The sequence below is a fragment of the Microlunatus ginsengisoli genome (assembly GCF_039537205.1).
In the GTDB taxonomy this organism is placed as follows: Bacteria; Actinomycetota; Actinomycetes; order Propionibacteriales; family Propionibacteriaceae; genus Microlunatus; species Microlunatus ginsengisoli.
Map to the genome: position 1 here is coordinate 34278 of NZ_BAABAB010000022.1, position 22980 is coordinate 57257.

A 22980-nucleotide genomic window follows, 5' to 3' on the forward strand; every position below is an offset into this window, starting at 1 on the left:
GGCTGCAGGTGGCGACCGAGGTCAGTGGGCGGCCCGAGGTCGTCGCGTCCGTGTCGGGCGACTCGATCTACCAGGCGTCGTTCTATGCCGACGCCGGCGACGGCTGGCGGCTGCTGGGCACGGACGACAGCGCGCCGTACCGGGTCTTCCCCGATGTCGCCGGCTATCCGGCCGGCACCCGGCTCCGGCTGGCCGTGGTGGTGAAGGACGACGCCGGCACCGGGGGCAGCGCGCAGGGCACGACGACGGTCGTGGCGCCCGCGGCGAGCACGGCGACGACAGCGGTCGTCCACTATCGCCGGGCGGACGGGGACTACGCCGGCTGGGGGCTCCACGTCTGGGGCGACGGGGTCGCCGACGGCGCGGCCACCGACTGGGCCGCGCCGCGGGCGCCGAGCGGGCGCGACGACTTCGGTGACGTGTTCGAGGTGCCGCTGATCGACGCCACGCCGGCGCTGAGCTTCATCATCCACCAGCCGAACGGGTCGACCGTCCCGTCCAGCCAGGAACCCGGCGGGAACCAGGCGTTCGTGCCGGCGGAGCAGCGCGAGGTCTGGATCGTCAGCGGCGACCCGACCCTGCACACCACCCGCCCCTGACGCCCGACGTGCGCACCTCCGCCCCGGAAACTGTGCGCGTCCTGCGGCGACACGCCGGGCGGCACGGCAACAGCTGCACAGTTTCCGAACCCGGCGGGGCTGCCGGCGGGAGGCGTCAGAAGCGGGGGTGGCGAGGCGTGCGCTGGCAGCGCGGGCAGCGATAGGAGGAGCGGTTCATGAAGGGCTCGCGCCGGATCGGGGTGCCGCACCGCTCGCAGGGCAGGCCCTCGCGGCCGTACGCCTTCAGCGAGCGGTCGAAGTAGCCGCTGGAGCCGTTCACGTTGACATACAGCGAGTCGAAGGAGGTGCCGCCCTCGCCGAGCGCGTCGCGCATCACCACACCGGCCTGGTCGAGCAGGTCGGTGGCCGCCTTGCGGCTCAGCTCGTCGGTCGCCTTGGCATAGTGCAGCCGGGCCCGCCACAGGGCCTCGTCGGCGTAGATGTTGCCGATGCCGGAGACCAGCGTCTGGTCGAGCAGGGCCCGCTTGATGCCGGTGTGCTTGCGGCGCAGCCGGGCCACCGTGGCCGCCCGGTCGAACTCCGGATCGAACGGGTCCCGGGCGACGTGAGCGATCTCGGCCGGCAGCTCCGCGCCGCCGGGCGACAGCGACAGCCCGCCGAACATCCGCTGGTCCACGAACCGGACCTCGGGTCCCCCGTCGTCGAAGCTGAACCGGATCCGGGTGTTCCGCTGATCCGGCACGCCCGCGTCCGCGACCAGGAACTGACCGCTCATCCCGAGGTGGGCCAGGATCGCGTCACCGTCGGTGAGGGGCAGCCACAGGTACTTTCCGCGCCGGCGCGGTTCTGCGAACGTACGTCCGACCAGGGACGACGCGAAGTCGTCGGCACCGAGCAGGTGGCGCCGGACCGGCCGCGGGTGAAGCACGTCGACACCGGCGATCCGCCGGCCGGTCAGCGCGGTCGCCAGTCCGCGGCGGACGACCTCGACCTCGGGCAGCTCGGGCACGCGTCGTGTCGCTGGGTGTCGGCGATCAGTCCGGCGGGGTCGCCGACTGGGCGGTCTTCAGCGCGGCGAAGGCGGTCGCCGCCGCGTTCTGCTCGGCTTCCTTCTTGTTGCGGCCGGCACCCGGGCCGAACCGGCGGCCGTCGATCAGGACCATCGCCCGGAACGACTTGGCGTGGTCGGGACCGGACTCCTCGACCTCGTACATCGGCACGCCGAGGCCGGTGACCGAGGCGATCTCCTGCAGGCTGGTCTTCCAGTCCAGGCCGGCGCCGCGGGTGGCGACCTCGACCATCAGCTCGTCGAACAGGTGGTGGACGAAGACGCGGCCGGCGTCGATCCCGTGGGCCAAGAACACGGCGCCGATCACGGCCTCCATCGTGTCGGCCAGGATCGAGGACTTGTCCCGGCCGCCGGTGGTCTCCTCGCCACGACCGAGCCGGAGCATCGCGCCGAGGTCGAGACCGCGCGCGACGTCGGCGAGGGCGCGCGAGTTCACCACGGCGGCCCGCAGCTTGGCGAGCTGCCCCTCGGACAGCTCGGGATGGGTGACGAAGAGGTGCTCGGTGACCACCACGCCCAGCACCGAGTCCCCGAGGAACTCCAGCCGCTCGTTGGTCGGCAGCCCGCCCTGCTCGTACGCGTACGAGCGGTGCGTGAGCGAGAGCTCGAGCAGCTCGGGGGGCACGGCCAGCCCGAGCCGATCGAGCACCTCTACGACGGAGAGGCGAGGGATGCTCACCTCGGTGTCGGACATGGTCAGGAGGAGAGCACCTGACGGCGCTGGCCGCGCGGACCGTACTGTCCGCAGGACGGGCAGGCCGTGTGCGGCAGGTGCTTCTCGCGGCACGCCGGGTTGGCGCAGGTCACGAGGGCCGGCGCGGTCGTCTTCCACTGGGAACGGCGATGGCGCGTGTTGCTGCGCGACATCCGCCGCTTCGGTACTGCCACGATCTGTCTCCTACTCGTCTCCGGTCCCCCGGAGAGCCTCATTCTCACCTTGGGCGCGATGCCCAGGGTAAATCTCCCACACCTGCTCAGTCGAGCGTGGACAGCTTTGCCCACCGCGGGTCGATCGGCGCGTCGTGTCCGTGCTCCGGGTCGGCGTTGAGGTCCGCGCCGCACTCGCTGCACAGCCCTCGACAGTCCTCCCGGCACAACGGCTGGAACGGCAGATCCAGCACCACCGCGTCCCGGAGCAGCGGCTCGAGATCGATCAGATCGCCCTCCAGCCGGCCCGCTTCCTCCTCGTCCGCCTCACTGCCGGGATGGACGTACAGCTCGGTGAGGTCGACCACGATCTGGTCGGAGACCTCGGTCAGACATCGTACGCACTCCCCGCGCAGCTGCGCGGTCGCGGAGCCGGTCACCAGCACTCCCTCGACCACTGCTTCGAGCATCAGGTCGAGGTCGATCGGTGAGCCGGGTGGCACCGCGATCACCTCGATACCGAGATCGTCCGGAGCCCCGACGGTGCGCGCGAGCCGTCTCATCCCGCCCGCGCCGCGACCCAGCTCATGGGTGTCGATGACGAACCCAGAATGTGGATCGAGCGGGCGATGCGGCGACCTCATCGCAAACCCTCCAAGCCGAACGGTCCTGATGCCCAGATGACCGACCGACAAGCTTACCGGGTCGGTCTCGACGGACCAAAAGCCGTCCTCCCGGTGCCCGAAAACTGTGCAGCTGTTGCGGCTCTCGTCGGCGTGTCGCTGCACGACGCGCACAGTTTCCGCGCGGAGGGTGCGGCGCAGGAAGCGGGTGCGCGGCAGGTCAGTGGGTCAGGCGGCAGGTCAGTGGGTCAGGTCGAGGCCGGAGCGCTCGGCGAGCCGGGCTCGGGCCGTCTTGACCTGGCTGGTGGTCTTGTGCAGCACCGACTCGAAGCTGGCCATCCGCGCGTCGATGAAGACGTCGGTCTCCTTCCGCAGCGCGGCGGCCTCCTCCTCGGCCTCGGCCACGATCCGGGCCGCGCGCTCCTTCGCCACCCGGACGATCTCGGAGTCCTCGGCCAGCTCGGCGGCCTGCTCGCGGGCGTCGGCGACGATCTTCTCGGCCTCGGCCTCACCCTCGCTGACCTTGGCGCTGGTCGCGTCGATGACCTCCTGGGCCTCGGCGATCTCGTCCGGAAGGTGGTCGATGATGTCGTCGATGACGGTGAGGACGTCGCCTCGATTGATCACGCAGGACGCCGACATCGGCATCGAGCGTGCCGTCGCGATCACCTCGCGCAGGTGCTTGAGCTTGTCCTCGGCGCTCTCGCGCTCCACCATCCGGCTACTCCTTCTGCTCGCCCGGCGCCGCTCGTCCGGCTCGCTCGTGGGCCCGAGCAATCGTACGTTCGGCGATGCCCTCGGGCAGGAACTGGTCGACGTCGCCGCCGAGCAGCGCGACCTCGCGGACCAGGCTCGAGGACACGTACGACCACTGAGCCGCGGTCGGCAGGAACAGCGTGTCGACCCCGCTCAGCTGCGAGTTCATCTGCGCCATCTGCAACTCGTAGTCGAAATCGGAGACGAACCGCAGGCCCTTGACGATCGCGTCGGCCTCGACCTGGGCGCAGAAGTCGACCAGCAGCCCCGAGAACGTGGTCACCGTGACCCCGTCGAGCTCGGCGCACGCCTCGTTGAGCATTTCGACCCGCTCGTCGGGGGTGAACAGGGCGTTCTTGCTCATGTTCGTGCCGACCGCGACGACCACGTAGTCGAACAGCGCGGCCGACCGGTTGACGATGTCGAGGTGTCCGTGGGTGACCGGGTCGAACGAGCCTGGACAGACGGCACGGGACATCGAAGGCTCGCTTCCTCGCTCGGGTCAGTCCTCGGTCGCGCGCACGTCGGGCTCCGCATCACGCGCGCCGCCGAAGATCAGGGTCGTCTCACCGTAGTCGCGCCGCCAGCCCTCCTCGAACCCCGGTGGCCAGCTCAGCCCGGCGTCGCGCCGCGAGCGCTCCACCACCACCAGGCCGTCGGGTGCGACCCAGCCGCTGCCGACCACGCCGGCGAGGATGTCGGCGAGCGCCGCCTCCGCGAAGGCGTAGGGCGGATCGACGAAGACCACGTCGTACGTCCGTGCCGGCCGCGTACGCACCAGCCGCTCGACCCGTTCGATCCGGGCGGTCACCTGGCCCCCGAGGCCGAGCTCGGTGACGTTGCGGGCGATCACCGCCCCGGTGCGGGCCGACGACTCGACCAGCAGCACCGGGTCCGCTCCCCGGCTGGCCGCCTCCAGGCCGACCGCGCCAGATCCGGCGAAGAGGTCGGCGACCGCGAGCCCGCGCAGGCTCGCCTCGGCGCCCGCGTCCGCCGTGCCCGCCCAGGCGGCGATCGCCGAGAACAGGGCCTCCCGCACCCGGTCGGTGGTCGGCCGGGTGGCGTCGCCGGGCGGCACCGCGATCCGGCGGCCGCGCCGGCTGCCCGCGATGATCCTGGTCACGAGCGGAGCTTCTCGGGAGTGAAGAGCGATTCCGGTCGACATGCTGTTCCGTCGGCCGGAATCGGGACGAACGAGCGAGATCGCGCGGAGCTCGTGACCGCGGAGCGCGGAGCGCGACCATCGAACACGGTCACGGCTCCTTCCGCTCGCTCACGTGCGCTCCAGCCAGTCCCCCGCCGCCTGCCGCTCGACGTGGGTGACGATGTCGGACAGCCCGGGATCGATCAGTTCCGGGTCTGCGGCGACGCACGCCTCGGCGATCTCGCGTGCCTCGGCGATCAGGTCGGCATCGTCCAGCACCCGGAGCAGCCGCAGGCTCGATCGGCCGCCGCTTTGGCTGGCGCCGAGCACGTCGCCCTCCCGGCGCTGCTCGAGGTCGACGTCGGCCAGCACGAAGCCGTCCCGGGTGCTCGCCACCGCGTCGAGCCGGTCCCGCGCGGTCGTCCCGGCGGCGGTCTTGGTCAGCAGCAGGCAGACCCCCGGGTGCCCGCCGCGACCGATCCGGCCGCGGAGCTGGTGCAGCTGGGAGATCCCGAACCGGTCGGCGTCCAGGATCACCATCATCGAGGCGTTCGGCACATCCACGCCGACCTCGACCACGGTAGTCGCGACCAGGACGTCGGTCTCGCCGCTGGCGAACCGGCTCATGGCCGCGTCCTTCTCCTCGCTGCTCAGCTGCCCGTGCAGCAGATCGACCCGCAGGTCCTTCAGCGGTCCGCCGCTCAGCTCCGCATACACGTCGACCGCCGCCGCGGCCGGCTCGATGTCCTCCCCGCCCGGATCGGTGTCCAGGTCCTCGGCGTACGCGTCGGTGGACTTGCGCTTGGGCTGGCTGGAGATGCGGGCGCAGACGACATAGGCCTGTCGACCGGCGCCGACCTCCTCGATCACCCGCTGCCAGGCCCGCTCGACCCAGCCGGGATGGTTCTTCGCGTCGACCACGACGGTGCCGACGTCCGCACGGCCGGCCGGCACCTCCTTGAGCGTGGAGACCTCCAGATCGCCGAACACCGTCATCGCGACCGAGCGCGGGATCGGGGTCGCGGTCATCACCAGCACGTGCGGCTGCGCGGCGGCCTTGGCACTCAGCGCGGCCCGCTGCTCGACTCCGAACCGATGCTGCTCGTCCACCACGACCAGACCGAGATCGGCGAACTGCACGCCCTCGCCGAGCAGCGCGTGCGTACCGATCACGATGCCGGCCTCGCCGGCGGCGGCCTTCAGCTTGACGGCACGCTTCTGCGCGACCGGCATCGAGCCGGTCAGCAGGACGACGTCGGTGGACGGGCCGGCCCCGGCGAGCAGGCCACCGCCCGCGAGGTCGCCGAGCAGCTTCAGAACCGTCTGGTAGTGCTGGGTGGCGAGCACCTCGGTCGGCGCCAGCAGGGCGGCCTGACCGCCCGCGTCGACCACGGCCAGCATGGCCCGCAGTGCCACGATCGTCTTGCCCGAGCCGACCTCGCCCTGCAGCAGCCGCTGCATCGGCTGGGGCCGGGCGAGCTCGCTCATCAGCTGTTCGCTGACCTCGACCTGACCGGCGGTCAGGGTGAACGGCAGCCTCGCGTCGAACGCGGCGAGCAGTCCCCCGTCGCGCCGCACCCGCGGGATCGCGCCGTGGGCCTTGGCGTCGGCCCGGCGGCGAGCCATGGTCAGCTGCAGCGCAAACGCCTCGTCGAAGCGCAGCCGTTCGCGCCCGCCGTCGATCTCGTCCTTGGACTGCGGCTGATGCACCGCCCGATAGGCCTGTTCGAGCCCGATCACCCGAGCCTGCCGACGCACCGCCGCGGGCAGCGGGTCGGGCAGGCCGGCGAGCTGGTCGAGGGCGAGCCCGACCGACTGCGCGATGGTCCAGGTGCGCAGCTTGGCGGTGGCGGGATAGAGCCCGATCAGTGGTTGCCGGGTGACCTCGGCGAGCACGGCGTTGCGCTTCGCGCCGCCGACGATCTCGCCGTGGTCGCCGAGGATCACGAAGTCGGGATGGGTGAGCTGTCGGGTGCCGCGGAACTCGCCGACCTTGCCGGCGAAGATGCCGCGCGCGCCGGGGGTGAGCTGGCGCCGCCAGTAGTCCATCACCTGCGGCTTGCCGAAGAACGTCAACTCGAGCCGGCCGTGATCGTCGCTGATCACCGACGTCAGCCGGCTGTTCATCCCACCGCGGGCGCTGCGACCGCCGTGCCCCTGATGGACGTCGGTCCGCAGCACGCGGGCCAGCACAGCTACCTCCTCGCCCACCCGGAGCTGGCTCAGGTCGCTGAGCTCGGTGCCGGAGAAGTAGCGGCGCGGCACGTGCAGCATCAGGTCGCCGACCGTCCGCACCCGGAGCTTCTCGAACTCCTTTGCCGTCGCCCCCAGAACGCGATCGAGCCGCTCGTCCAGCCGGGCGAAGGTCTCGGTGCGCCAGCCGGCGCGACGGGCGGGTTCGGTCGAGGTGGTGCTCACTCGAGCCCGACCAGCACCAGATAGCGGCTCTGGCCCCCCTCGATCCGTTCGATCTCCAGGGTGCGACTCGCGGCGATGGCGCGGCGGGCCAGCTCGTCGACCAGCCCGACCGGGGCACGCTCGCCGCTGATCAGGGTGAGCAGCTCGCCACCGCCGGCCAGCAGCCGGCCGATCACCCGCGCGCCGACCTCGACCACCGAGTCGCCGATCTCGACGAAGTCGCCCTGGACCAGGCCGAGCACGTCACCCACCCGGCAGGGACCGGCCATCGTCATCGCCGGCCGCTCGGCGACGGTGACCGCGCCGTGCCGCGCATGCCCGGCGGCACTGCTCATCGCGACCACGGTGGCGTCGAAGTCCGACGACGGCTCGTGCACCGCCAGCGCGGCCAGTCCCTGGACCTGGGCGTTGGTCGGGATCACCGCGATCCGCCGGGTCTCCGTGCGCAGCTGACCGGCGAGCTTCCTCGACAGGGACAAGGTCGCCGGGTCGTTCGGCAGCACCACGACATCGCCGTGCGCAGCGGCCATCACCCGAGCCAGCTCGTCGGAGGAAACCGCCTCCGAGGGCCGATGGACGACCGGCACCGCCCCCATCGCGGCCGCGGACTCGGCCAGCCCCGGGCCGGCCACGACGGCGACCAGGGTGCGGCCGCCGACCGACGGCTCCTCGGGCAGCAGCGGGCCGAGCGCGGTGACCCGGATCCGGCTGAGCGCGCCGCGGTCGAGCGCGGCCTCGATCGCGGCGCCGGCGTCGACGAGATGGACGTGCACCTGAGCAACCGCCTCGTCCCCCACGACGACGACGCTACGACCGAGCACCGACAGTTCCCGGCGGAGCTCGTCGAGGGTCGCGGTCGGGGTGCCGCGCAGGGCGTACATCACCTCGTACTCCATCGGCGCGGCATCGCCCGCCGCCGGTGTGGCCGGCCGGCTCGACACGGTCAGCGGCTCGGCCGCCGGCCCGCCGAGCACCTCGACCAGGACGTCGACCAGCAGGACGAAGGCCTGTCCGCCCGCGTCCACGACGCCGGCGCGGCCGAGCACGTCGAGCTGCTCGGGCGTCCGGGCCAGCGCGTCGTGCGCCCCGTGCTGGGCGGCGATCGCGACCGCCAACGGATCGTTGCTCCGGGCCGGATCGCGCGCCGCTTGCGTCGCGGCGCTCGCCGCCTCGTCGGCTACGGTCAGGATGGTGCCGACCACCGGCTCGGCAACTGCCTGGTTGGCGGCGTCGGAGACGGTCCGCAGCAGGGCCGCCACCACGGCCCCGGGCGGCAGCACAGCCAGCTGCTCGGGCGTCCGGGCCAGCGCCCGGCAGACGCTGGTGAACATCTCCGCGACGATCGCGCCCGAGTTCCCGTGCGCGGACAGGATCGCCGCCTGGACGACGTCATCGAGGGTCCCCCGCTGGAAGCGGGTCACGCTGGACGCGATTCCACCGATGGTCAGCTCCAGGTTGGAGCCGGTGTCGGCGTCGGAGATGGGGAACACGTTCATCGCGTTCAGCGCGTCTGCGGAGTCGGAGATCACCCGGGCGGCGCGGCGGAGCCAGGCGTCACCCAGCAGCCACAGGCTGGGCGGGCGCTTGGGTCGGACTCGCGGGTCGGGGGCTGGTTCGGCGGTCGAACGTTCCTCGGGCGTACGCTCGTCCATCGGTCGGCCCTCAGCGCTGCGGGTCGGCGACGGGTTGCGCCGGGCGGGCGTGGGCACGTCGACCACCCTATCCAGGTGGCCGCCCCGGTCCGGGATCTGACGATTCGCCAGCGCAGACGCCGGTCGGGTATTCTGTTCCGGTTGCCCTCGCGGCGACCCCGTCTGTACCGAATGACCCGTGTGTTTCGATTTGTGTGGGAGTGACTTCCGATGGCTGCCGTGTGTGACATCTGCGCCAAGAGCCCCGGCTTCGGCCACAACGTGCCCTGGTCGAAGAAGAAGACCAAGCGCCGCTGGGACCCGAACATCCAGCGCGTGCACGCGAACGTGAACGGCACCTCGCGCCGGCTGAACGTCTGCACCTCCTGCATCAAGGCCGGCAAGGTCACCCGCTGACCTGACCGCGCGACTCGCGCAGGCCCGCTCCCGATCCGGGGGCGGGCCTTCTGCGTTGCTCTGCCCGGCCCGATCTCCCCGTGGACGGTGGGACATACGCCTGGCCCGGCCGACTCCGCACCCCGGCAGTCGACTCCGCACGCTGCGCGCAAGGTGCGGAGTGACCGTTCGCCGTGCGGAGTGAAGTTCGAGCGGCTCGGCGAGGAGGCTGCTCACGGCGAGACCGACCGGCACCGGGCCTGGATCGCGGCCAGCACGCCGACCATGTCGTCGCGGCCGTGGCCGAGTGCCTCCGCCTCCGCGAACAGGTCCCGGCTGACGTCCAGCAGCGGCGAAGCGATCCCCACCTCGCGCGCGCGGTCGGCGACAAGCCGGCTGTTGTAATGCACGTCGGCGATCGCGGCCTGCACGGTGAAGTCCCCGGCGACCAACTTGCCCAGCTTCAACCGCGAGATGTCGCTGGCCATCTGGCCGCCGTCCAGCACGGCCCGGAAGGCGGCCAGATCCAGTCCCGTCTCCGCCGCGAAGTGGTACGCCTCCGCGAGGCCGCTGACCAGCGTGATCAGGTACAGGTTCACCGCCAGCTTGGTGCCGAGCGCGTTCGGCACCGGTCCGCAAGCCACGACCTGCGCACACAGCGGCTCGATCAGCCGCGACACCTCGGCCACGTCGGCGTCGTCCCCGGCCACCATCGCGACCAGCCGTCCCGCCTCGGCCGGTGCGCGCGAACCGGACACGGGCGCCTCCACGAATCGGCCGCCGGCGGCCACCACCTCGCGGCCCAGCGCAACCGAGTACGCCGGGCTCGTGGTCCCCATCGTCACCACGGTGTGCCCGGCGACGCGGCGGGCGAACGCCGGCCCGCCACGACCCAGCACCTCGTCGACCGCCTCGCCGTTCGCGAGCATCAAGACGACGATCCGGGTCCGTGCGAACAGGTCGTCGATGTCGCTGGCAACCGCCGCCCCGGCCTGCCGCGCCGGCTCGGTCTTGTCGGCGGTCCGGCTCCACACCACCAGCGGCACCCCCGCCCGGACCAGATTGAGGGCCATCGGCCGGCCCATCACCCCGAGCCCGGCGAAGCCGACCGCAGCCCGCTGCGCTGTCTCTCCCGTCGCGTCGTCCACGCCGCAAGCGTGGCCGACGCATCCATCCGCTGCCAAGATCCGGATCCGCAGAACTGGACCCGAGCCCGCCGCGCCCACGCCGGGTCGGCTTCATCCCGCCCCGCCCAGAAAGCAGGAGCAGCGAGCCGGGCCGGCGAGCGCCGCCGAGAAGCTACGCCTGGATGACCAGGGGAATGATCATGGGCCGGCGACGGTGGGCGTCGCTCACCCAGCGGCCGATCCGGCGGCGGATGATCTGCTGCAGCTGGTAGCTGTCCTCCACCCCGTCGGCCAGGGCCGCCTCCAGGTCGGAGACGATCAACTTGATCACCGGGTCGAACACATGGTCGTCCTCGACGAACCCACGGGCGTGGATCTCCGGCCCGCTGACGATTTTGGCCGAGTGCGTGCTGATCACGGTGATGACCGAGATGAACCCTTCCTCACCCAGGATCCGCCGGTCTTTCAGCGACGCCTCGGAGATGTCGCCCACCGACGCACCGTCGACGAAGATGTAGCCGGCGTCGACGCTGCCGACCGTCCGAGCGCGACCCTGCTGGAGGTCCACCACGGTGCCGTCCTCGGCCAGGATGACGCGGTCCCGGGCGACCCCGGTCGCCACCGCCAGGTCGCCGCAGGCGATCAGGTGCCGCGACTCGCCGTGCACCGGCATCACGTTCCGCGGCCGGATCACGTTGAAGCAATAGAGCAGCTCGCCGGCGGCGGCGTGGCCGGAGACGTGCACCAGGGCGTTCCCCTTGTGCACCACCCGGGCGCCCTGCCGGCTGAGCCCGTTGATCACCCGATAGATCGCGCTCTCGTTTCCCGGGATCAGTGAACTGGCCAGGACGACGGTGTCGCCGGGCTCGAGCGCGATCACCGGATGCTCGCGGTTGGCCATCCGGGACAGCGCCGACAGCGGCTCGCCCTGGGAGCCGGTGGAGATGATCACCACGTCCTCGGGCCGGTAGTTCTCGATGTCGCGCAGTTCGATCAACGTGTCGCCGGGCACGTGCAGGAAGCCGAGGTCGCGCGCGACGCCCATGTTGCGGACCATCGATCGGCCGACGTACACCACCTTGCGACCGTGCGCCACGGCCGCGTCCAGCACCTGCTGGACGCGGTGCACGTGGGAGGCGAAGCAGGCCACGATGATGCGCTGCCGGCTGGTCGAGAAGACCCGGTCCAGGGCGGGTCCGATGTCGCGTTCCGGGGTGGTGAAGCCGCGTACCTCGGCATTGGTCGAATCGATCATCAACAGGTCCACGCCCTCCTCGCCCAGTCGGGCAAAGGCGCGCAGATCGGTGATCCTGCCGTCCAGCGGCAGCTGGTCCATCTTGAAGTCACCGGTGTGCAGCACGGTGCCGGCCGAGGTCCGGACGAAGACGGCGAGCGCGTCCGGGATGGAGTGGTTGACCGCGACGAACTCCAGGTCGAACCGGCCGACGTTCACTCGCTCGGAGTCGGCCACGGTGCGCAGCTGCGCGCCCCGGATCCGGTGCTCGCGGATCTTCTCCTGGACCAGCGCCAGGGTGAGCTTGGACCCGAACAGCGGTAGGTCCGGCCGCTGCCGCAGCAGATACGGCACCGCCCCGATGTGATCCTCGTGACCGTGGGTGAGCACCAGCCCGACGACGTCGTCGAGACGATCGGAGATGGCGTCGAAGCCGGGCAGGATCAGGTCGACGCCCGGGTGGTGGTCGTCCTCGGGAAACAGCACGCCGCAGTCGATCAGCAGCAGCTGGCCGCGATGCTCCAGCACGGCCATGTTGCGACCGATGTCGCCCAGACCGCCCAACGGGATCACCCGGAGCGCGTTGCCCGGTAAGGTCGGCGGCGTCCTCGTGGCTGACACGGCCGCCACCCTAACAAGGAGCTACGGACCGACCGCCCACCCGGTAGCGGCTCGGGCAATGAGAAAGTCCGTGATCGCCTGCTCGGGGGTTCAGGTAATCACGGACTTCGCGACAATCTTGACCGATCGTCGGCGACTCGTCAGCCGAAAATAGTGCGATCTCGGTCACAGTTTGGTGACGATCGGAGTGTCAGGCCGCGCCCACTACGATCGATCGACGTGACGGCGTTCCCGGCAAGTCCCGACTCGGTCCGGTTGGCGCTTCCGGCCGAGGCGCTCGCGATCGCCCAGATCCAGCGGCGAGCGTGGGAGCAGCGGCTCGCGCCCGAGGCGGCCGCGGTCCTCGGCGAGGTCGACCTCGACGCGATGACCGCCGCCTGGCATCGGGCCATCACCCGTCCGCCGGCCGCGCGCTTCCGGGTGCTCGTCGCCGTGGCCGCCGGGCTCGCCGGTGACCGCGATCGCGTCGTCGGGTTCGCCGCGACCGTGCCGAGCGACGACGCGGACGCCGAGCCGCAGGACGGCGCGATCGACGAGTTCGCCATCGACCCACCAGCGCAGCGGCAGGGTCACGGTTCGCGGCTGCTGCACGCCTGCGTCGACACCCTGAGGGCGGATGGCTTCACCCGCGCCAGCTGGTGGCTCGGCTCCGACGACGTGCTGCGGACGTTCGCGACGGCGGCCGGCTGGGCTCCGGACGGCGCCGCCCGCGAGCTCGGGGTCGATGACGACGAGCACCCGGACGTACGTCTGCAGCAGGTGCGGCTGCACGCCGACATCGCGCCTGAGACCTGAGCCCTCGGCCCTCTGGGGCCGGTCGGCGGGGGCGACCAGCGGACGGGACCTTCGGGTCTCGCCACGCCGCCCCGACCCCACTTCGCGCATCGAACCGCGACTTAGCGCACCGTCGACAGTGCGCGAACTCACACGGAGGTGAGCGAAGTGGGCGTGGGGCCCGACGCAAAGCCGGACCGGGACGATCGAGGCGGGAGTCAGCCGGTCAGGGCGACGTCGTCGCCAGCGACCTCGGCGGTCACGCCGGTGTCGTCGATGCTCACCGAGGTGAGCTTCAGTCCGAGCGGGATGCCGGTGATGTCCACCGGCTTGACCAGGGTCCGGATCAGCAGGTCGACCACGGTCTGCGGCAGCGTGACGTTGGCGACCTCGACCGAGGGATCGGCCAGGGTCAGGGTCTGGGCCGCGGCGTCGAGGCTCGGCCGGCCTGTGACCACCACCTGCAGCTGCTGTCCGAGCACCGAGGTGGTCCTGGTGAAGGACACCTTGCCGTCGCCGGCGGAGCTGACCTTCTCCCCGACCAGCTCGCTCAACGCGCTCAGGTCGATCAGCGCCGTGCCCTGCACGTGGTCGGCGGTCGAGGTCTGGAACCGGTCGTCGCTGTGGACCCCGGTTGCGGTCACGTCCAGCTGGCGGAGCTGCAGCTTCTCACCGGTGGTGACGCCGACGTCCTGGGCCTGCACCCGGACCGAGGAGACGTCGCCGCTCAGCGCCTGCGGAATGAACGGGAAGCTGCCGACGTCGACGGTCGGCAGGGTCGGCGTACCGAGCTTGGGCTGCAGCCGCTCGGCGACCTCGCTGTCGGCCCAGGCCCGGGCGGCGTAGTCGCCGCCGATCACCAGACCGACGCAGACCACGACCGCCAGCACCACCACTACGACGGAACGCACCGGCGAGCGTCGCGGCGCCGGCGGCTGGGCCGGCATCACGACGGTGGGCTCACCCGAGCTCAAGGATCGACTCCATCCCCACCGTCAGGCCGGGCCGCGACCCGACCGCCCGGACGCCCGCCAGCACGCCGGGCATGAACGACACCCGATCCAGCGAGTCGTGCCGGATGGTCAGCGTCTCGCCGGGATCTCCGAACAGCACCTCCTGGTGCGCGACCAGGCCGCGGAGTCGTACGCCGTGCACCCGGATCCCGTCGACCTGCGCCCCGCGGGCGCCGGCGAGCTCCTGGGTGGTCGCGTCCGGCGGCGTGCCGAGCCCCGCCGCCGACCGGGCGGCGGCCACCCGCCGCGCCGTTGCAGCGGCCGTACCGGAGGGTGCGTCGGCCTTGTTCGGGTGGTGCAGCTCGATGATCTCGACGCTCTCGTAGAAGCGGGCCGCCTGCTCGGCGAAGTGCATCATCAAGATCGCCCCGATGGAGAAGTTGGCCGCCACCAGCACCCCGACCCCCGGTCGCGCGGCCAGCGCCGCCCGCAGCTCGGCCAGCCGGTCGTCGGTGAAGCCGGTGGTGCCGACCACGGCGTCGATGCCGTGCTCGATGCACCACGCGAGGTTGTCCATCACGGCGTCCGGGTGGGTGAAGTCGACGGCAACCGAGCAGCCCTCGGCCGGCGTACGATCGTCGCCGACGTCCAGCGCGGCACCGAGCTCGAGGTCGTCGGCAGCCTCGACCGCCCGGCACACCTCGGCCCCCATCCGGCCGCGAGCGCCGAACACCGCCACCGTGATCATCGAGTCTCCCTCCATCGACGCGGCCGGGCAGGTCCCGGCGCCGCGTCAGGTCGAGGCTATAGCCTGCTGCGATGGTGGATCCCCCACACCACGCCCGCTCCGCGACCGGCTCGGCCGGCGCGCAGGCGGCCGGCGCTCGCCGGGGAAGCGCCACCGTCGGCGGATCGCCCAGCAGAGACCCGGTGCTCGGTCAGCTCGCCCACCTGGCGGCCGTCGCTCTCGATTTCGACCAGGGCCGGATCCTGCTCCGGGAACGCCGGGGGACCACCGAGCCGGCGACCGGTGGCGACCGGCCGACCGGCGGCGACAAGCCGGATCCGGGCCGGCCCGCCGGACCGTGGTCGCAGCTGGACGCGTTGGTCCGCGAGGGCGGGACGGCCGTGGTGCTCAACGACGTCGCCGCGGCGCCCGCCGAGTTCCCCCGGTCCCCGCTCCCCGGGGCGTACGTCGCCGTGCCGATCTGGGTGGGTGACGACGTGGAGGGCGTGCTCCGGCTGACCGATGCCGAGCCACGCTCCATCCCCGTCCGGCAGGTCCGCCTCCTGGTGGAGTTCAGCCGGACGATCGGGCTCTATCTCCGGCCGGGCGAGGTCGAGCACGAGATCGACCACGCCGCGGCAGACCTCGCCCGCGCCTTGAGCGACGGCGAGATCGTGCCGTGGTACCAGCCGATCGTCGAGCTGGCCGGCGGCCGGGTGATCGGCGTCGAGGCGCTGGCTCGGTGGCGGCGCCCGAACGGCCGGTTCGAGTCGCCGGCGTCGTTCATCCCGGTCGCCGAGCGATCCGACCTGATCATCGATCTCGATTTCGCCGTGATGCGGCAGGCCATGGCCGACCTCACCGGCTGGCAGCGGACCGCCCCCGACTTCCGGCTCAGCCTCAACCTCTCCGGCCGCCATCTCGACCAGTCCGACTGGCTGGACCGGCTGACCGACGCGACCACCGCCGCGGCGCTGGCGCCGGAAAGCATCGATCTCGAGCTGACCGAGACGGCGCGGCCGACCGACATCGAGCGTGGCTGGGTGATGATCGAGAAGCTCCGCGCCCTCGGCTACACGGTCTGGTTCGACGACTTCGGCGCGGGCTACTACGACCTCCAGGATCTGGTCCGGCTGCCGGTCGACGGCCTGAAGATCGACCGCTCGTTCGCCGACCAGCTCGACCAGCCGATCAACGACGCCCTGGTCAGTGCCCTGACGGCGGCCGCCGCGCGGGTCGGCATCAAGGTGACCATCGAGGGCATCGAGACGCCGCGCCAGGCCGAGCTCGCCCGCGCCCTGGGCTGCCACTTCGCCCAGGGCTTCTACTGGTCGCGGCCGGTTCCCACGGGCGAGGTGGCGCGTTGGCTGACCGCCACCGGCGGTATCGGCGCCCCGCCGGCCGCTCCCGGCTGATCGAGCGCCAGCGCCGGACCCTGACCCAGGTCGCAGCCGGCCTCGCGCAGCGCACGCAACTGGTCCTCATCGGCGATCTGGGCGGCCAGCACGCGGTAGCCGAAGGCGTGCGCCGTCTCCACCGTCAACCGGAGCAGGATCGGCCCGACACCGGCGCCGAGCAGCCGCTCGTCCAACCGGACATGGTCGAACGGGAGCTGCGCCCAGCGGTCCGTCGCCCCCGAACCGGCCCCGAACCCGTCCATGCACACCGACACACCCAGTCCCTGCAGCTGGGTCAGGTGGCCGAGCACCCTGAGATCGTCCAGTACGTCCACCGCCGGCACCAGCAGCATCAGCGACCCGGGACGTACGCCCATGGCCAGCGCGGACCGTACGTCGTCGACGATCCGGGGCTGGGACAGATGGCGAGCGGTGATCGGGACGACCCGGACGAGCTCGACGTCCGCGGCGACACCGGCGGTCGGACGTGGATCCGAGCCCGGGGAGGCGCCCAGCCGCAAGACCCAGGCATCCAGCTCGCACATCGACTCGGTGCCGTCGAGCACGTCGATGACCTCGGATCGCGCCAGCGACCCACCGTCGGGGTCGATCAGGACCGCCTCCAGCTGTGCCGCCACGACCGTCAGGTCCCCCAGATCCAGGATCGGGTCTCGGCGCAATGTCACCTCGTCGCCTCGGACGGCGTCGAGCACACCGCGCTCCATCGCTGCCCGGCGCGCCAGCTCGGCCCGCAACGAGGCGGCGAAGACCTCCACCCGCCCGCGCCCGTTGGCCTTCGCGAGATAGGCCGCCTGATCCGCTTCGTGCACCAGCCGGTCCGGGTCGACACCGCCGTCGGAATTGATGGCCACGCCGATGCTGGCCCCGATCCCAGCCTGCCGTCCGGAGGTCAGCGAGATCGGCTCGGCGATCGCTCGGACCAGCCGCTCGGCAACCCCTACGGCGGCCGGCTCGTCCACGACCGGTTCGAGCAGCACCACGAACTCGTCACCGCCCAGCCGAGCGACCACGTCGCCGGCACGGACCGCGGACTCCATCCGGCGAGCGGTGGTATGCAGCACCTCGTCACCGGCCCGGTGACCGAGTGTGTCGTTGACCCGTTTAAAGCCGTCGAGGTCGACGAACAACAGCCCGACGATCGCTCCCGAACGCTGGGCGCGAGCGAGGGCGCCGCGGATCAGCAGCATCGCCTGGGGTCGGTTGGCCAACCCGGTCAGCGCGTCGTGGCTGGCCTGCCGCGCCAGCTCCAGCTGGGCCTGCTGGCGCTCGGCGTCGACGGCCTTGATCTGGTGGATCGACAGGTTGATCCGGGCGATCACCAGCAGGAAGATCGTCACCGACCCGACCACCACCGCCCACACGTCCAGCCGGCCGCCGGTCAGCTGCTGCACGGCCAGGGTGCCGGGTGCGACCAGCACGGCGACGGTCAGTGCGACCAGCCGCCAGCGGCTGAACGTGGCGTCCGAGGCCGGGTCCGGCTCGGTGAGCTCCGTCATCGAGCGGTGCAGCGCCGCCGCCCCCCAGAGGGCATACGAGGCGAGCCAGAGCCAGTCGATCTGGTCGGTGGCGTCGAAGACGAGCATGTTGAACGCGCTGGCCGCGGTGTCGGCGACGATCAGGAGCGCCAGGGCGGCGACCAGCAGCCGGAACGCCGGCGTACGTCCGCCCGGCGTGGTCACCATCCGGATCAAGATCGCGGCCAGCACGATGTCGGCGACCGGGTACGCCACCGCGATCACCGCGGCCAGGACGGAGTCCTGGAACGTGACGATGGTCGGCCGGGCCAGCAGCACCCAGGACAGCACACCCAGCGCCGTGGTGAGGATGGCGCTGTCCAGCACGCCGGCCGTGTCCGCGCGCAGCTTCTTGCTCCGGATCAGCAGGATCAGCCCGGCGGCCACGAAGGGGTAGCCGATCAGGTACACCGGATCGGCCACCGAGGGGAAATCGTCGTTGCCCATCACGTCGGCATTCCAGCTGGCGACCGCGTCGCCGGCGGACCAGACCAGCATCCCGGCCGCCATCAGATACCACGGCAGCGGCCGGCGCGGTCGGTGCAACCGGGTCCCGACGACGATGCCGGCCGCTGAAGCCACACCGAACGCCTGATAGACGACGTCCCGCGGGAGGCCGGACGGCACCAGGTAGTACACGGCAATGCCCACGGCCCCGGCCGCGAGGAAGATCAGCCAGGCCTTTGTCGGCACCGGACGCCGCCCGCCGGGCGCAGCGGGACGCGCGATCGAGGTCTCGGTCATGGTGTGCCGTCGCCTTCGGCCCGATACTGCCGCGCCAGCGTCGGTCGCCCGGTCCGGCGCAGGTCGCGCCGCAGCGCCACCGCGGGAATGCCGTCGGGCAGCCCGTCGACCGCGCCGGCCGGGGTATGGAACAGCCACAGCGACAGCGACCGGTACGCCGCCCAGTCGCCGAACCGGACCCGCAGCGACGCGATCTCGCTGCCGCCGTCGCTCGATCGGATCCGGACCGTCTGGAGCAGGACCGGGTCGGCACCGCCGGGCAACGACAGCGCGATCTCGCCGGACGGCGCCAGCGAGCCCTTCGGCAGCCGGACCGCGGCACCGCCGACGGAGATGTCGACCAGCTCGCCCGGGATCTCCCCGAGCGTGACCGGCGCGCGGAGGACGACCCGATAGGCGTTGCGACGCGAGGTCGCGAACTCTGCAGCCTGGATCCGGCGGATCCCCATCACCAGCACCAGGCCGGCAAGGATCAGCCAGACTCCGGACGCGACCGTGGACGCCGCCGTGGTGTGCCAGGGGACGAGACCCGACAGGCCGAGGAGGGCGTACACCGCGACGAACGCCAGCACGGCGACGAGCCCCCACAGCACGCGGGGAGCCTGACCGCGGGCCCGCTGGTTCGCACCCGCCTTCGGCGTCACCTGGAACTGCAGCGTCCTGCGAGTGAGCAGCCAGAACAGGCACGACAGCCCGACCGGAACGCGCAGGATCCGCAACGCGAACGCGGTCGGCCAGTGCAGATGTAGCCGATACATCGCGCGCGAGCCCCACAACCGGATGGTGAACATCACCACGAACACGGCCAGGAACAGCCACGGGTTCGCGGTCGACACCTGTGCGCCGCTGACCAGCACGATCGCCGGGATCAAGAACGCGAACACGGTCCCCACGCCCTCCAGCCACCACAGCGTGCCGCTCAGGTATTCGTAGTAGTTGCGCCACGACAGCCAACGCTTCGCCGCCCAGAGCCGCTCCCGGACCAGGACCTGCATCGAGCCCATCCCCCACCGGCGGCGTTGCAGCAGGTATTGATCGGGGGTCGCCGGGGCCAGGCCGAGGGCGAGCACCTGGTGGTGGTATGCCGTCTTCCAGTCCTTGCGGAGCAGGTTCAGCGTGGTGTGCATGTCCTCCACGATCGTGTCGGTGGAGATGCCGCCGACCTCACGCAGTGCGCTCACCCTGATCAGCGACGTCGAACCGCACCAGAAGGGCCCTGCGCCGTCGTGGTTGCGGGCCGGCAGCAACACGTGGAAGAACATGCCCTGCTCGCCGGTGTCGCCGTCGTCGTCGAAGGCGCCCGAGTTGTAGTAAGTCTGTGGGGCCTGCACCAGGGCCAGCCGCTCGTCATGGAACCAGCCGAGGGTGGCGGTCAGGAAGTGCGGCAGCGGAACGTGGTCGCAGTCCAGCACGGCGACGACGTCGATCGGCTCGGCCCCGTCCTCGGTCTCGCGGTGCATCAGGTCGAGCGCGTGATTCATATTGCCGGCCTTGGCGTGGCTGTGCTCGTCGCGGCGGACGTACCTGGCGCCGAGGTCGCGGCACAGCTCGGCCACCCACGGCCGGTCGCCGTCGTCCAGCACCCAGGTCTGGTGGGCGGGCTCGAGCCGGCACGCCGCGGCGATGGTCGGCGCGATCACCTCGACCGGTTCGTTGTAGGTCGGGATGAAGACCGCCGACCGCAGGCCCGGCTCGGCGGTCGTCACCGGTTCCGGCCGGCGGCAGTCGATGTTCCACAAGGTGACCGCGCGGATCACCAGCCCGAACACGGGAAACAGCTCGAACGCGACGAGGACCAGCGCCACGGCGAGGTTCCAGCCGCCGGACGGCAGGGTGAACAGCACCCGCCAGCTGACGTACAACAGGAGGGCGATGATCGAGCCGAGGACGCCGGCGTGCGCGATCAGCCGGGACCTGGTCGTCTCGGTGCCGAGATAGTCGATGCCGGCGGCCCAGCCGGCAAGCGCGCCGTCCGCTCCCAACGCACCGCGCCGCACCCGGGCCGCGACGGGTCGGCCGGCGGGTAGCGATCCGGAGACGGACGGCGCAGGTCCGGACGCGAGTGGCTCGGCGGCCACCGGGGAATCCTGGGACTGGCTCGGGTGCACATGACCTCCTGTCAGACCCCCGAGTCGTGGTTATCGTATCGGGGCCCGCCGTCGAGGCCAGGTAGCCTTCGGATCATGCCGCACTCCTCCACCCGACAGGCTGACGAGCACCAGCCCGGCGGGCATCCCGGGCACGGTCACGGGCACCACCACGGCGTGATGCACGGCTTCGTCGTCCGGCCGTACGACCTCGTGGTGGGCGGCGTGCTGATGCGCGGGACGTACGCCGCGATCGCCGAGCTGCTCGCCACCACGATGCCCACGGACGGCACGGTGATCGACATCGGCACCGGGCCGGGCCGGGTGCCCGTCCTGGTCGGCCGGCGGCGTCACGACCTCGAGGTGATCGGAATCGACCCGTCGGCGGACATGCTGCAACGCGCGCGGAAGCGCGCAGCGGGGATCGCGAACGTGGCCTTCGTCGAAGCCGGCTCCGAGGACCTGCCGCTGGAGTCCAACTCGGTCGACGCGGTGATCTCCAGCCTCAGCTCCCACCACTGGGCCGACGTGAAGGCCGCGGTGGCCGAACAGACGCGGGTGCTGAAGTTTGGCGGCCGGCTCTGGCTGATCGACATGAACCGGCACATCGCCGACGACCTCCGGGCCACCGTCGCCCGGGCCGGCCTCAGCCTGCTGGACGAGCCGAACCCGCTGCCGCGGGGAGCCCGCCGCCGGTTCACGGTGATCGCCGCCCTCAAGCCGGGCTGACGCGGCTCTGCCGCCACCCTTCCTGCCCGGAAACTGTGCAGCTGTTGCAGCTTTCGCCAGCCTCCCGGCACGGAAACTGTGCGGCTGTTGCAGCCTCGCCAGCCTCCCGGCCCGGAAACTGTGCGGCTGTTGCAGTCTCGGCCGGCGTGTCGCTGCAGGAGCTGAACACTTTCCGGTCGGGGACGGGGCGCGCGCGGTCGGTCGGGGAGGCGCGGGCGGAGGGCGAGAGGGAGCGAGGGAGAGGGAAGGGGCGGAGGGCGGGTCAGCGGGCCAGCAGGCGGTCGACCTTGCGCCGGTCGAAGCGGGGGCCGACGACGGCGAGCAGCGCCGGCTGCCCGAACAGCTCGGCCGCCTCACGCTGCAGATCCTCGGCGCCGACCGCCTCGTACCGCGACAGCACCTCGGTCAGCGTCCGCTCGTCGCCCATCAGGGCCGTGGTGCCGAGCCGGCCCATCCGGGCGGAGGGGTTCTCGTACGCGAGCACGGTCTGCCCGCGCAGCTGGCCCTTGGCGCGGGTCAGCTCCTCGTCGGTGACGCCGCGCGCGGCGACGTCGTCGAGCACACCGCGGACCACGGCCACGATCTCCGGCAGCGCCTCGGGCGAGCACTGCCACTCGATGGTCCACAGGCCGGCATCGGAGTAGCTGGTCTCCCCCGCGTCGATGCCGTAGGTCAGTCCACGCCGCTCGCGGACCTCGACGAACAGCCGCGAGGACATCCCGCCGCCGACGATCGCCGACAGCAGGCCGACCGGATAGCGACGGTCGTCGAAGACCGCCGGCCCGGGCAGGGCGAGCACCACGCTGCACTGCTCGGTGCCGCGCCGCCGGCTGACCACCTGGCCGGTATCGCGGGTGGCCGTGCGAGTTGGTCGTGGTCCGCGGGCGGCCCGCGCCGCCGGCAGGGCCAGCGTCGAGAGCCGCTCGACGAGGCGCTCGTGCGACACGTTCCCGGCGGCCGCGACGACGGTGCTGGTCGGACCGTAGTGGCGGCGCCAGTGCCCGACGACCTGGCGCCGGTCGAGGGCGGAGACGGACTCCGGCGAGCCGATCACGGGACGGCCGAGGCCGTGCTCACCGAACATGCCGGCCGCCATCAGCTCTTGAACCGACTCCGCGGGGTCGTCGGCATGCATCGCGATCTCGTCCAGGATCACCGCGCGCTCCGACTCCACGTCGATCGCCCTGATCAGCGACGAGCCGATCATGTCGGTGAGCACGTCGACCGCAAGCTCGGCGTCCACGTCGAGCACCCGGGCATAGAAGCCGGTGTGCTCCTTGGCGGTGTAGGCGTTCAGGTCACCGCCGACGGCATCGATCGCGGCCGAGATCTGCTCGGCGCTGCGCGACGGGGTGCCCTTGAACAGTACGTGCTCGAGGAAGTGCGACGCCCCGTGCAGGCCGGGGCTCTCGTTGCGCGAGCCGACCCCGACGTACGCGCCGACGCTGAAGGTCCGGCTACCGGTCATCTTCTCGGTGACGACCCGCAACCCGCCGGGCAGCACGGTGCTGCGGATCTCCCCCGAGCGGTACGCGACCCGCCGGCGCCGCTGCGCCGGTCCCGCCGTCACGGCGCTGCTCCCGCCCCC

21 protein-coding genes are annotated in these 22980 nt (G+C 71.8%); 5 read left to right on the plus strand and 16 right to left on the minus strand.

The genetic code is table 11. The annotated features are described in order from the left end of the window. The coding region (locus ABD747_RS15115) for a pullulanase-associated domain-containing protein (RefSeq protein WP_344805984.1) at positions 1-599 on the plus strand (599 nt) is incomplete at its 5' end. A 115-nt stretch (positions 600-714) separates the two neighbouring features. Here ABD747_RS15115 and mutM read toward each other — a convergent pair. From mutM to ABD747_RS15160, 9 genes are all read right to left on the minus strand, one after another. After that, entirely contained in the window at positions 715-1569 is an 855-nt protein-coding gene (gene mutM / locus ABD747_RS15120) for a bifunctional DNA-formamidopyrimidine glycosylase/DNA-(apurinic or apyrimidinic site) lyase (protein ID WP_344805986.1), read from the minus strand. 25 nt (positions 1570-1594) lie between these two features. Further along, a complete protein-coding gene (gene rnc, locus ABD747_RS15125) occupies positions 1595-2323 on the minus strand; it encodes a ribonuclease III (RefSeq protein WP_344805988.1) in 729 nt (242 codons plus the stop codon). Between the two features lie 2 nt (positions 2324-2325). Then, entirely contained in the window at positions 2326-2517 is a 192-nt protein-coding gene (gene rpmF, locus ABD747_RS15130; RefSeq protein ID WP_344805990.1) for a 50S ribosomal protein L32, read from the minus strand. Positions 2518-2603: 86 nt separating this feature from the next. Then, complete coding sequence (locus ABD747_RS15135) at positions 2604-3140, minus strand: YceD family protein (RefSeq protein ID WP_344805992.1); 537 nt, start codon at positions 3138-3140, stop codon at positions 2604-2606. A 219-nt stretch (positions 3141-3359) separates the two neighbouring features. After that, positions 3360-3836, minus strand: coding sequence for a hypothetical protein (locus tag ABD747_RS15140; protein WP_344805994.1), 477 nt, complete (start codon positions 3834-3836; stop codon positions 3360-3362). A gap of 4 nt (positions 3837-3840) precedes the next feature. Continuing rightward, positions 3841-4353, minus strand: coding sequence for a pantetheine-phosphate adenylyltransferase (coaD, locus tag ABD747_RS15145; protein WP_344805996.1), 513 nt, complete (start codon positions 4351-4353; stop codon positions 3841-3843). Positions 4354-4377: 24 nt separating this feature from the next. Continuing rightward, entirely contained in the window at positions 4378-4998 is a 621-nt protein-coding gene (gene rsmD / locus ABD747_RS15150; protein WP_344805998.1) for a 16S rRNA (guanine(966)-N(2))-methyltransferase RsmD, read from the minus strand. Between the two features lie 150 nt (positions 4999-5148). Continuing rightward, on the minus strand, positions 5149-7437 hold the full coding sequence (locus ABD747_RS15155; RefSeq protein WP_344806000.1) for an ATP-dependent DNA helicase RecG: 2289 nt from the start codon (positions 7435-7437) through the stop codon (positions 5149-5151). Further along, on the minus strand, positions 7434-9146 hold the full coding sequence (locus tag ABD747_RS15160) for a DAK2 domain-containing protein (RefSeq protein ID WP_344806002.1): 1713 nt from the start codon (positions 9144-9146) through the stop codon (positions 7434-7436). Before ABD747_RS15160 ends, ABD747_RS15155 begins: the two co-directional genes overlap by 4 nt. Before the next feature lie 153 nt (positions 9147-9299). On the opposite strand from ABD747_RS15160, the gene rpmB reads away from it, so the two are divergent. Beyond that, on the plus strand, positions 9300-9485 hold the full coding sequence (gene rpmB / locus ABD747_RS15165) for a 50S ribosomal protein L28 (RefSeq protein ID WP_344806004.1): 186 nt from the start codon (positions 9300-9302) through the stop codon (positions 9483-9485). Between the two features lie 212 nt (positions 9486-9697). Here rpmB and ABD747_RS15170 read toward each other — a convergent pair whose 3' ends face one another. Next, entirely contained in the window at positions 9698-10612 is a 915-nt protein-coding gene (locus ABD747_RS15170) for an NAD(P)-dependent oxidoreductase (protein WP_344806006.1), read from the minus strand. A gap of 151 nt (positions 10613-10763) precedes the next feature. Beyond that, a complete protein-coding gene (locus ABD747_RS15175) occupies positions 10764-12446 on the minus strand; it encodes a ribonuclease J (protein WP_344806008.1) in 1683 nt (560 codons plus the stop codon). 219 nt (positions 12447-12665) lie between these two features. Here ABD747_RS15175 and ABD747_RS15180 point away from each other — a divergent pair, with 219 nt between their 5' ends. After that, the gene (locus ABD747_RS15180; RefSeq protein ID WP_344806010.1) at positions 12666-13241 is read left to right on the plus strand and encodes a GNAT family N-acetyltransferase; all 576 of its coding nucleotides are present in this window, start codon (positions 12666-12668) and stop codon (positions 13239-13241) included. Between the two features lie 197 nt (positions 13242-13438). Here ABD747_RS15180 and ABD747_RS15185 read toward each other — a convergent pair whose 3' ends face one another. Next, positions 13439-14194 (minus strand): LmeA family phospholipid-binding protein, encoded by a 756-nt coding sequence (locus ABD747_RS15185; RefSeq protein WP_344806012.1) that lies wholly within the window; start codon positions 14192-14194, stop codon positions 13439-13441. Continuing rightward, the gene (dapB, locus tag ABD747_RS15190) at positions 14181-14921 is read right to left on the minus strand and encodes a 4-hydroxy-tetrahydrodipicolinate reductase (protein ID WP_344806014.1); all 741 of its coding nucleotides are present in this window, start codon (positions 14919-14921) and stop codon (positions 14181-14183) included. The genes ABD747_RS15185 and dapB overlap by 14 nt, the downstream gene beginning before the upstream one ends. A 71-nt stretch (positions 14922-14992) precedes the next feature. On the opposite strand from dapB, the gene ABD747_RS15195 reads away from it, so the two are divergent. Next, the gene (locus ABD747_RS15195) at positions 14993-16315 is read left to right on the plus strand and encodes a sensor domain-containing phosphodiesterase (protein WP_344806016.1); all 1323 of its coding nucleotides are present in this window, start codon (positions 14993-14995) and stop codon (positions 16313-16315) included. Here the strand turns inward: ABD747_RS15195 and ABD747_RS15200 are convergent. Then, positions 16225-18576: a putative bifunctional diguanylate cyclase/phosphodiesterase gene (locus ABD747_RS15200; protein WP_344806018.1), complete on the minus strand. Its 2352-nt coding sequence runs from the start codon at positions 18574-18576 to the stop codon at positions 16225-16227. The two genes, ABD747_RS15195 and ABD747_RS15200, sit on opposite strands and share 91 nt — an antisense overlap. Next, positions 18573-20654 carry a glycosyltransferase gene (locus tag ABD747_RS15205; protein ID WP_344806020.1) on the minus strand — a complete coding sequence of 694 codons (2082 nt, stop codon included), beginning with the start codon at positions 20652-20654 and terminating at the stop codon, positions 18573-18575. Before ABD747_RS15205 ends, ABD747_RS15200 begins: the two co-directional genes overlap by 4 nt. A gap of 105 nt (positions 20655-20759) precedes the next feature. On the opposite strand from ABD747_RS15205, the gene ABD747_RS15210 reads away from it, so the two are divergent. Then, positions 20760-21392, plus strand: a complete 633-nt coding sequence (locus ABD747_RS15210; RefSeq protein ID WP_344806022.1) for a class I SAM-dependent methyltransferase — start codon at positions 20760-20762, stop codon at positions 21390-21392. Positions 21393-21654: 262 nt separating this feature from the next. Here the strand turns inward: ABD747_RS15210 and ABD747_RS15215 are convergent, their stop codons facing one another. Next, positions 21655-22962: a M16 family metallopeptidase gene (locus tag ABD747_RS15215; protein WP_344806024.1), complete on the minus strand. Its 1308-nt coding sequence runs from the start codon at positions 22960-22962 to the stop codon at positions 21655-21657. Positions 22963-22980 lie beyond the last annotated feature (18 nt).